Raw genomic sequence first — 9,754 nt, forward strand, 5'->3', positions numbered from 1 at the left:
CAACCAGATCGAATTCGTGAATCTGATCATCAACCACTTGACGGAACATGGCGAAATGGAAGCGTCGCGACTTTACGAATCGCCGTTCACAGACCTGACACCTCAGGGACCAGATGGGCTCTTCAGCGCCTCGCAGCTCGAAGAGTTGATCGCCGCAATTGAACACGTCCGGGCGACGGCCCTCGCTGCGTGAGCGCCGAATTCGGTGCGAGTGTCGTTGAGACGACTACAGCGACACAGGCGACACCATAACCCTGCAGTCGCAGGTTTACATCCGGCCTGCTCCACTTGTTTTGTCGGTAGCGAAATTCGCCTACCGCAGGGTTATACGGAAAGCCGACGTCGTGAGACGTCGGCTTTTTGCGTTCTAAATAGCCCCTCGTCCTGAGCATAGCGAGCATGACGCCAGAAACAGCCTTTTTTCAAGCATATTCTCGAATTCGAGCGCTACACTTGCGGCGAGGTTCTATTTAGGGCCAGTTATGGCAACAACTTGCGACACTATTGCCGCACTTGGCTCGTCTCTTCTTCGCAAGGCGCGACATCGGACGTAGGCGATTTGGGCTCCGAATCGGGCATTCTCGAGCCAAAACTCTCGGTTGTCTCTGACTCTCGCGCGGCCTGGGTTAACAGCTGTTCGTTCCGCTCAATCGCGCGCAACCATCCGAAGACTGCCCTTCGCGCGGCGCGAACATCAAAACCGTTGCAGATTCCCAGCGACGCGCCACGGAAGTTAAGCGTTTTGACTCCGTCGAACATGGCACACAAGCAGTATCGTCAATGAAAGCGCCAAGTAAGCCGAGTTCGGCTCTGGCACTGTTTCGCCCGGTAGCGGTGGAGTGGATGCCGGCGGCAGTCGATGCAACGTGGCCTGTTCGTAGTCATATGCGAAACTCAAAAGTTCCGGTTCACTGAACGGTCGGCCCAGGAACTCAATGCCCAACGGCAAGCCGTCCGGCGTAAACCCCGCTGGAACGGTGATCGCGGGAAGTCCCAGGAATGCAGCCAAAGTCATGTTGTCAAAATGGTCCTGAGTCCAAACGCGTTCTTCGACCGTCGTCAGTGCGGGCGCTTGGGGAAAAGTCGGATACACCAAGGCGTCCAGGCCCTGGGAGTTCATGATGCCGATCAATTGCTGTCTCAACGAGTCTCGTTGAGACAGTAGCTGAATAAACGCCGGATCGTCCAGGTAAGGCGTGTCACCGCGAATGACCGTCGCGAAGTAACCATCGAGCGACGGCATGTATTCGCCAGACGCGATCAACTCATCGAGCGAGTTCACTGGCGCTCCCGGCCCCAGACTTTCGAGATAGCGATTCCAATCGTACTCGACACTATCGAACAGCGTGCTGTACCAATCGGGCATGAAGGTCACGTCGACTGGCCGCGTTAACTCCGCTCCGAGTCCTTGTAGTTCTTGATACGCGGCTTCGGCAAGGTCCCGCATCGTATTGGTGCGGCCGACAGCGCTATAGGGTACTTTCCCGAACTTGGCCTGCTGAAGACGGCCGATTTGGAGCGAATCCAGGTAACTTGCCGGAATATGTCCTTGGCTGAGAACAGTCGTCGGATCGGCCGGATCATAGCCGGCGATGACATCGAGAGTGATCGCCACGTCGGTCACCGTGCGCGCCATCGGCCCGGCCATTTCACGGGTTACATCGTAAGCCATCGGTCCATCACGGCTGATCAATCCCAACGTTGGCTTTAAACCGACCAGTGAGCTTGCTGAAGAGGGCATCCGGACCGACCCGATCGCATCGGCACCAATGCCCAATGCGGCAAAGTTGGCGGCCACCGCCACGCCGGTACCGCCGCTGGAACCGAGCGGTACACGATTTGGATCGTAAGCGTCGCGTGTTTGGCCGCCCAATGAACTGCGACCGTTAAGTGCAACCCCAAATTCGTCGAGGTTGTTCTTGCCAAGAATGATGGCTCCCGCCTCGCGCAGGCGGCGAACGAGAAAGGCATCGTCCGGGGGAATCGAACCCTCCAGTGCCAAGCAACCGAAGGTTGTTGGCATGTCGAACGTGTCGACATTGTCCTTGAGCACGATCGGCACGCCATGCAAAGGGCTCCGTGGCCCAGAAGCCCGGCGCTCGGCGTCCAAGGCGCGCGCCGTTTCCAACGCCGCAGGATTCAGCGCGATCATCGAGTTCAACGCCGGGCCACCGTCGTCGAAGGCCGCGATGCGATTGAGGTAGAGTTGCACCAGTTTTTCGGACGTCAGGACGCCTGAATCGAAGGCGTGATTGATGTCGACGACGGTAGACTCCGAGAGCGTGAATGTTTCACAACGCGCCGGGGACTGCCATGATAATGCCCCCAATGCAACGACGCCAGACCAGGTTTTCGTACTGAGACGACGGGCCACACGCGGCCCGATGAGCAGGGTTGCCATAACGATCATCAGCCATGCGGCGTGCGGCTCCGGCACGGCAGTCAGCGTGACCTCGCCCGTTGAGTAGAGTTGGCTGGAATCTACAAACATGCCGGGGGGAGCAACGACCGCATCAAACCGATTTGAGCCGTCGAGTGGATTCGGCCAATCGAAAAGATCAAAAGTGCCGTAAAGTTGCTCTCGGTGTCCCCACTTATTGCCGACGATATTAAGCGTCCCACCAAGCGTCACTGAAGTCAAATCATGCACTTGGATTGGCTTGTGAAATCCGAAGGCCTTTCCCTGTTGAATCAGCACCTCCAGCTGAGCGCCCTCGGCGACGACGAATGACTGCGACACTTCCACTCCGACCGATTCGCATTCCATCGCACACAAGTCCGACGTGAGCAACGTCAATGTCTCGCCTGCTAACAAATTCAATCCGTGAATCTCGCTGTCGGCTTGAATCGCGTTACGCAAGTTCACCGATGGATTAAGGGTTCCCAAAGACTTTCGTAGATCAGCACCGGTAAGATCGGCATTGACCATCGCCATATTAGTAAAATTAGCGCCCCGCAGAACAGAGTTGGAAAGGTTCTGATGGCTCAGATCCCAGCCGGTGAGGTCGACTCCGATGAAGAAAACGCCGCGCAAGTCCCGCTCCAGGTAACTTTGCGTCGAATAGAGTTGTTCGCGTTGAACGCCATATAAAATGGCGCCGCGGATAATAGTGCCGGAAAAATCGGCATCTTGAAGTGAACAGCAGATCGACGCGTCGGCCAGATTCGATCCGGAAAAGTTTGCGTTCGTAAGATCCCCGTTGAGTTCAGCGAAGGTCAACTCAAGGTGATCGAGTTGCACGCCAGGACCTAATGTGATCCCTTCCGTGCCCGGGATCACCTCGCCGTTGTCCCAGCGGTAGATTTCGGCGCGGGCGGCGGAAGGGACGAGAAGTAGGACGACGCACAGCAGCAGCCGTTGAGCGAACATGAGAATCTGCCCTGGATGAGGACCCGGACTATTGCGTCACATTCTCCCCAGCCACTGAACGCGCCGCAAGTCTGTTCCAGAGATGGTCGCACGCCTACCAGCGTGGCTCCGCCAACGGACAATGCTCGGTGGCCCAATTGAGCTTGTTGAGCCATCTCCGCGATGGATGAATCGCACATCCGCAAAGTTTGCAGCTAGACCCGCTGAAATGTTCGCAGGCTTTGCAGATGGCGTGTAGACGGGCCATCTCTGCCGCGGTCCGGACCGGCAGTCCCGCGGCAATCCACCGCTCGCGGGCCTCGTGGTAGTTACGAACCCGATCTACGAATGACGGGGTTCGGGACGAAACAATCCTGGTCGACTGACATTGCCGTCGCACCTTCTCTGGTGCAAACCGCGTCGGGGCGGACGTAAATCCGCACGGGGCACAGCGATGTACATGCGGATCATCAGTCGCCTGAAACAAGCACCACACGTCGCAAGAGTGCATGTCGCACGTCAGTATGTGAATGCGCCCGAGCCTGCATTATCAGGGACCATGCTCTGGGATCCAGAACGCGAGGAGCCGCTCCACTTCCTCAACGTTTTTTGCACCAACAATTGTCAAGTATCGGGGACCGCAGGGACAACTGGCTGCTAAGTACGAATCAATTTGAACGAGGCGCGTGGGCATTCCCCGGCAAAGCACCTCGGTCGAAGGACGGACGCCGAACCACTCATCTTGCTCACCGTTGTGTTCGAAGACGGCAATGCCGCCACCGTCATTCGAGGCAAGATTCGCCTGGAAACAGGTGCAGCATGGCATCTTCATGACGTACGCGCTGTTCAGGGAATAATCGGGTGGAAGCCCGCGGTAAATGGCTGGCCGGTAATTCAGTAGGCGTTCGGCTTTGGTGGCAGTGACAGGCTGTCCCTCATACATCGTCGACAGCACGGCTTCGGCCTGACTTGGCGACTTCGCAAATTCCACCAGGAAGTGATCAAACGCCTCCGCCATGTTATGAGAGTGATGCGATTGGAAGGCTAGGACGAGGCCAACTGTGCCGCAGACCAAAAGCAATCCTGCAGCGACTGCCCACTTCGAGTTCAGTCGAGGGATTCCGAATCGCGTCAACGCTTCACTGGACGGCGCTGTGTTTGCGAGCTCGGAGCTAAGCGCCTCCCAAGCGTTAGAAGCAACTGGCGTGCTAAGTGATGTCGCCAAGCGGGACAATTCTCGAAAGACCCGCAGTTGCTCGGAGCAGTCCGGACAGGACTCCACATGCGACGCCACTTGTGCGGCCACGTTCTCGGACAACTCGCCATCGAGAAGCGCCGACAACTGCTCTTGAACTTCGCGACAATTCATCTCAGGGCTCCCAACCAAGTGCAATCAGGATTCCTTGCAACTCACGCCGCGCCCGATTGAGCCGCGACGCCACTGTGCCAGCGGGAATTCCCAAGGCCTCGCCAATTGCCTCGTAACCGAGATGTTCGATCTCCCGCAACAGGAAAATGCTGCGCAGATCGGGATCCAGTTGCAAAAGCGCCATTTCCAGCAGGTCGCTCGCATCCGTCGACCGTTCCTGCCCAGGCTCGTGGTCCATTACGTCAACACAAAGCGAATACGCCGGCCGACGAGCCCGCCGCCGACGAAGTTGGAAACATTCGTTCAACACGATGCGGAATAACCAAGTTTCAAAGCGACTCTGACCTGCGAATTGAGTAATGTTGCGAAAGACTTGGAGGAATGTCTGCTGACTCACGTCGGCTGCATCGTCCGGCCCGATCATCCGGTAGGCAAGTCGATACACACGCTCACGGCAAGCATCATATAGCCGCCTTTGCCCCTGCCGATCGCCGCCTTGCGCTGTGCGGATCACCTCCTCCGCTGGCGGCCAACCAGAATCAAGTGCGCTCGATTGAGCAGTTTCGCTCAGGTTTGGATGCTCGTTCGGCCACATTTCTTCACTCGTTACCGAGCCTTGGGACAGTTTCGCACACCTGCGGTCAATCTTCGAATGGCTCTGTGGGAATAAGCATGTCTTTGCAGGCTACGGACTATTCGTCCTTGGCGGACCGGCATTGTCGTTCCTTCCCATGATAGGCATGGGAGTCAGTCTTGCGAACGTTAAAACACCGACGAAATGGGCACTGCTTGTCGCTTTTCACTGCCTTCGTGAAGAAGAGGCTCACCACCGGCATCAAAGTAGGGGCGGGTTATTCCGCACCGTTGCGTCGTGAGCCGGTATTTAGGCGCATTTACGCGCGTCGCGTTTCACCAGGTGTAATGCCCGTCACCGGCATGGCAATTACTACCGCGTTGAGTCCGTCTCTTGTCGTGTTCACAAGTGGCAGATTCTCGCAAACATCAAAGGAGAAGCCAGATGTACAAGCTGTTCGTTTTCACCATCGTTGGATTTGCTGTCGCACTTGCGACTACGCCTGCGTCCGCACAACAATCGGATGCGACGTCGAAGATGCGGGGCGAATACAACTTCCGCAGCGGTTCAGCCAATCGCTCGATGCGCAACGCTCGCGAGTATTCCCACGCCTACCGTGAGTATGTCCGTACTCCAGAAGTCGAGAAGGTCGAACCGGAGGTGGCAAAGGAAACTGCGGACGCCATCGAGCAATACATCGTCAAGTCGCAGAAGCATATGGCCTGGATGCGAAAGCATGCCGCCGGGAACAAGGCGACGGTGGCCTCGTTGGACTTGATTGACAAGAATCTGGAAGAAGCCGAGAAGTCGCACAAGGAACTGCATGAAATGTGCGAGAAGGCCGAAATCGACGGCAAGGGCTCGACAACTTGCTGCGAGCGGATCGATGAGTCGTTGAGCGTGGCCATCGCCGAGCACGACAAGTTGATGAAACGACTGGGATTGGACAAGCCCAAACCCAAGAAGCAATAGACTGGCTGACGGCAGACCGTGGCCGGCGTCACATTGCTGCCGCTGGTCACGGTCCGTATTGACGCACGATGGTGATGGGGCACTGCAGTCGTCGATCCCGAAGGTATCAGCCGGGCTGGAGCGACAGGTCAAACGCACAGCTGCCTCCCGTACAAGGCCCACGGCGACATTCTGGAATGCGTTTGGTCGACAGTGCTCGGCAAGTACTTGGAGCCTCCAATATCTCGCCTAAGCTGGTTCCTCCGATGGAACCAGGCTCAACCGGGTTTCCATGTAACCACAATAGAGCACTGGCACGACGAAGAGTGATACGAGTTCGATAAACATTCCGAAGAATACCGGCAACGCCATGGCACGCGCTACATCTGCCCCGCGGCCGGTGGCGAGCATGACGGGGAGCAGCGCAGCGAAGGTGGTGAAGGCAGTCATCAGGCACGGCCGGATGCGCCGGCGACCGGCCTCGACGGTCGCTTCGCGGACATCTTGTACCGTCCGCATCGGCCGGCGAGTGAAGAGTTGCTCCATGTAAGTGGCGATGACGACGCCGTCGTCCTCGGCGATGCCGATGAGTGCGATCAGGCCAACCCAAATAGCGGTGTTCATCTCCATGCCGGCGAGCCCAAGTCCGATCATGCCGCCGAAGAAGGCGATCGGAATCTGTGAGAAGATAATCAGCGCTAGCGGCAGATTCCGGAAGTTCAAATAGATGATCAGCAAATCCACCACGATGACGATCGGGATAATGATCAACAAGCGGCGATTCGCCTCAATCTGATTTTGAAAGGAACCGACCGCTAAGAGCGAGTAACCCGTCGGCAGTTTGAGCGATCCATCGTTCTGCGCCGTGCGTAGTTGGCTCTCCACGGCTTCGACCGTCTCCAGGTCGCCAACCATGCCTGAAGGGGCGAAGGCGACGTGAGCGACGAGTCGCGCGTCTTCGCTGCTGATCATGCCGGGTCCCCAGGTCGTCGTCATCTTCGCAAGGTCTTCGAGCGGCACGACCTCACCCGTTTCCGTGACGACGGGCAGGCGTCCGAGTTTGTCAATCTGATCGCGCAAGTCACGTTGGTAGCGAATTCGAACGGGATAGCGTTCGCGTCCTTCCACGGTTTGGGTCAGATTCATGCCACCGAGCGCGGTTTCGATGATCTGGTTGACGGCCATTGTCGACATGCCGTAGCGAGCGGCTGAGTCTCGATCGACCTCGAACTCGATGTACGGCACCCCGAGCACAATGTCCGGATTCACTGTGGCAGCGTTGACCTGGGGGACTTGCCGCAGTCGGTCGGCCACGAGGCGGGCTGCGTCTGCCAGTCCATCTAGACTGTCGCCATAGACTCGGATCGCCATGGGGGCCTTAATACCGCTCTGCAGCATGACGACACGGCCTTCGATTGGCTGCAACGGCGACGCGGGCGTTACGCCTGGCAAAGTCGCCACCGCATTGATCTGACTCCAGATCGACTCCATCGTCACACCATCGCGCCATTGGGCCTCCGGTTTGAGCATCACGTAAGTCTCGATCATCACGCCCGGCGCGGGATCGAGCGCCGATTCGACACGCCCGATCTTGCCAAGCACGTTTTCGACTTCGGGGATTTCGCGAATCAAAGCGTCCTGGGTTTGTAATACTTCGAGGCCCTGCGTGAAGCTGGCGGCTGGGTAGAGCGTCGGCATGTAGAACCACGTGCCTTCGTCGAGGGCGATCCAATCGTCCGTACGCAGGCCGGGAAAGGTGTGCTTCAAGTCGACGTAGCCCGGCAGATCATTTGGCTCCGCGCCGAGCGCACGCGCGAACTGCTCAGCTGGGTAGATCACGATAGGCAGTCCGAACCAAGCCCCGGCTCCCAAGACGATGATGAGAATGGGGACGGAGATAAAGCTGAATTTGTGAGCGAGCAGAAAGCGGAGAGTGGGCTCGTAGAACCAGAGAATCATGCGGCTGGTCGGATTCTCCTCAATGGGACGCAGACGCTCGCGTGTCATGACGTAAGTCAGTGCCGTGACAGTCAGACCTGTAAGTAGCGACACAAGGCCCAGGGACCACGGCGCCGCTTCGTCGAGCCATGGTTCCCAAAGGAGCACTGGCGCCAACGCGCCGATGCCGCCTGCGGCCAGCGCCACGGCCATGCCCCGGCGACGGCTCCAGCTGGATGTGCGCAGAAGCATGCGGCACAGCGCGGGCACTAGGAACACGGCCACGAGCAGGGCCGCCAGCATGGCGAACGTCTTTGTCCACGCCAGTGGTCCGAACAGTTTCAGGTCGCGCCCGGTCAAAAAAAAGATCGGGAGGAAGCTCACGATCGTCGTCGATACGCCCGTCATTACGGCGGGAGCGACCTCATAAGTGGCTTCAATGATGACGTCCGTACGACTTCTCGGATCACCCTCCTTTTCGCCTCGTTGCGATTCCCAATCGACCAAATGCTGATAGATGTTCTCAGAGATAATGATTCCCAAGTCGGCGACTTCGCCGATGGCAATCGCAATTCCGGCCAACGACATGATGTTGGCGTCGATCTGAAACCACCGCATACCGATGAACGACATCAGGACGGCCATTGGCAAAGTGATCGCCACGATGACGCTGGCCCGGAAATGCAGTAAGAACAGCACGATCACCACCGCCGTGATTACCAGCTCTTCGCGCAGCGACTCGGTCAGCGTGGCGACCGTCTCGTCGACCAGCCCGGTGCGATCGTACACCGACACGACCTTGACTCCCTTGAGGCTCGGTTCCAATTGCTGGAGCTTCTCGCGCACACGCTCAATGACGGCTCGCGGATTTTCGCCGAATCGCATGACAACAACGCCGCCGACGGCCTCGGATCCGTTCAGGTCGATCGCGCCGCTGCGGTAGTCGGGGCCCAGTTGGACTTGCGCCAGATCGCGAATACGGACTGGCACGCCGTTGCGCGTCAGCACGACTGTTTTCTCGATATCGGCCAGGGCCTGCTGGGCGTCCTTGTTCTGACCGATAAAGCCGCGGCCGCGGATGACGTACTCCATCCCCCCTGATTCAACCGTCTTCGCACCGACGTCAATATTGGAATCCTTCACCGCAGTGATGAGCCGTTCCAGTGTCACGTCGTGGAATCGCAGGGCGTCTGGATCGACTTCGATCTGGTACTGGCGAACGTATCCGCCAACGCTGGCGACTTCGCTGACGCCTTGCACCGACTGCAACTCGTATTTGATAACGTAGTCCTGCATGGTGCGAAGCTCGGCCAGGTTCATTCCCGGCGGACCTTCCAGCACGTAGTAGAAGATCTGCCCGAGCGCCGTGGCATCGGGTCCCAGCGTCGGCGTGACGCCCTCGGGCAGCGTGGCGATCGCGGTTCCCAGTCGCTCCAACACCCGCGAGCGCGCCCAGTAAAAATCCACGCCGTCGTCAACCGACATTTCCCAGATGGGTTGAGCCGGGAACCGCTCCAAGCTGGGAATGTCGCCTATTTTGACAAGCTGCGTCCCCCTCGGCAAGATTGTGCGG

At 58.0% G+C, this 9,754-nt stretch carries 6 protein-coding genes; 2 read left to right on the plus strand and 4 right to left on the minus strand.

Features of this window, described 5'->3' with window-relative positions; genetic code table 11:
* Window positions 1–193, plus strand: a 193-nt coding sequence (locus tag SGJ19_29570; protein ID MDZ4784414.1) for a type I restriction-modification enzyme R subunit C-terminal domain-containing protein, incomplete at its 5' end; no start/stop codon positions are given.
* A 540-nt stretch (window positions 194–733) separates the two neighbouring features.
* Here the strand turns inward: SGJ19_29570 and SGJ19_29575 are convergent.
* From SGJ19_29575 to SGJ19_29585, 3 genes are all read right to left on the minus strand, one after another.
* A complete protein-coding gene (locus tag SGJ19_29575; GenBank protein ID MDZ4784415.1) occupies window positions 734–3,370 on the minus strand; it encodes an amidase family protein in 2,637 nt (878 codons plus the stop codon).
* 529 nt (window positions 3,371–3,899) lie between these two features.
* Complete coding sequence (locus tag SGJ19_29580; protein MDZ4784416.1) at window positions 3,900–4,367, minus strand: anti-sigma factor; 468 nt, start codon at window positions 4,365–4,367, stop codon at window positions 3,900–3,902.
* A gap of 352 nt (window positions 4,368–4,719) precedes the next feature.
* Window positions 4,720–5,313 (minus strand): RNA polymerase sigma factor, encoded by a 594-nt coding sequence (locus SGJ19_29585; protein ID MDZ4784417.1) that lies wholly within the window; start codon window positions 5,311–5,313, stop codon window positions 4,720–4,722.
* A 423-nt stretch (window positions 5,314–5,736) separates the two neighbouring features.
* Here SGJ19_29585 and SGJ19_29590 point away from each other — a divergent pair, with 423 nt between their 5' ends.
* Window positions 5,737–6,264, plus strand: coding sequence for a hypothetical protein (locus SGJ19_29590; GenBank protein MDZ4784418.1), 528 nt, complete (start codon window positions 5,737–5,739; stop codon window positions 6,262–6,264).
* Window positions 6,265–6,492: 228 nt separating this feature from the next.
* Here the strand turns inward: SGJ19_29590 and SGJ19_29595 are convergent, their stop codons facing one another.
* Window positions 6,493–9,666, minus strand: a complete 3,174-nt coding sequence (locus tag SGJ19_29595; protein ID MDZ4784419.1) for an efflux RND transporter permease subunit — start codon at window positions 9,664–9,666, stop codon at window positions 6,493–6,495.
* Window positions 9,667–9,754 lie beyond the last annotated feature (88 nt).

This window comes from Planctomycetia bacterium, assembly GCA_034440135.1.
Lineage (GTDB): Bacteria > Planctomycetota > Planctomycetia > Pirellulales > JALHLM01 > JALHLM01.

Coding starts and splice junctions, on each gene's coding strand:
- SGJ19_29580 (MDZ4784416.1), bottom strand. CDS start 4,367: ATGGCGGAGGCGTTTGATCACTTCCTGGTGGAATTTGCGAAGTCGCCA.
- SGJ19_29575 (MDZ4784415.1), bottom strand. CDS start 3,370: ATGTTCGCTCAACGGCTGCTGCTGTGCGTCGTCCTACTTCTCGTCCCT.
- SGJ19_29585 (MDZ4784417.1), bottom strand. CDS start 5,313: ATGTGGCCGAACGAGCATCCAAACCTGAGCGAAACTGCTCAATCGAGC.
- SGJ19_29590 (MDZ4784418.1), top strand. CDS start 5,737: ATGTACAAGCTGTTCGTTTTCACCATCGTTGGATTTGCTGTCGCACTT.
- SGJ19_29595 (MDZ4784419.1), bottom strand. CDS start 9,666: ATGTCGGTTGACGACGGCGTGGATTTTTACTGGGCGCGCTCGCGGGTG.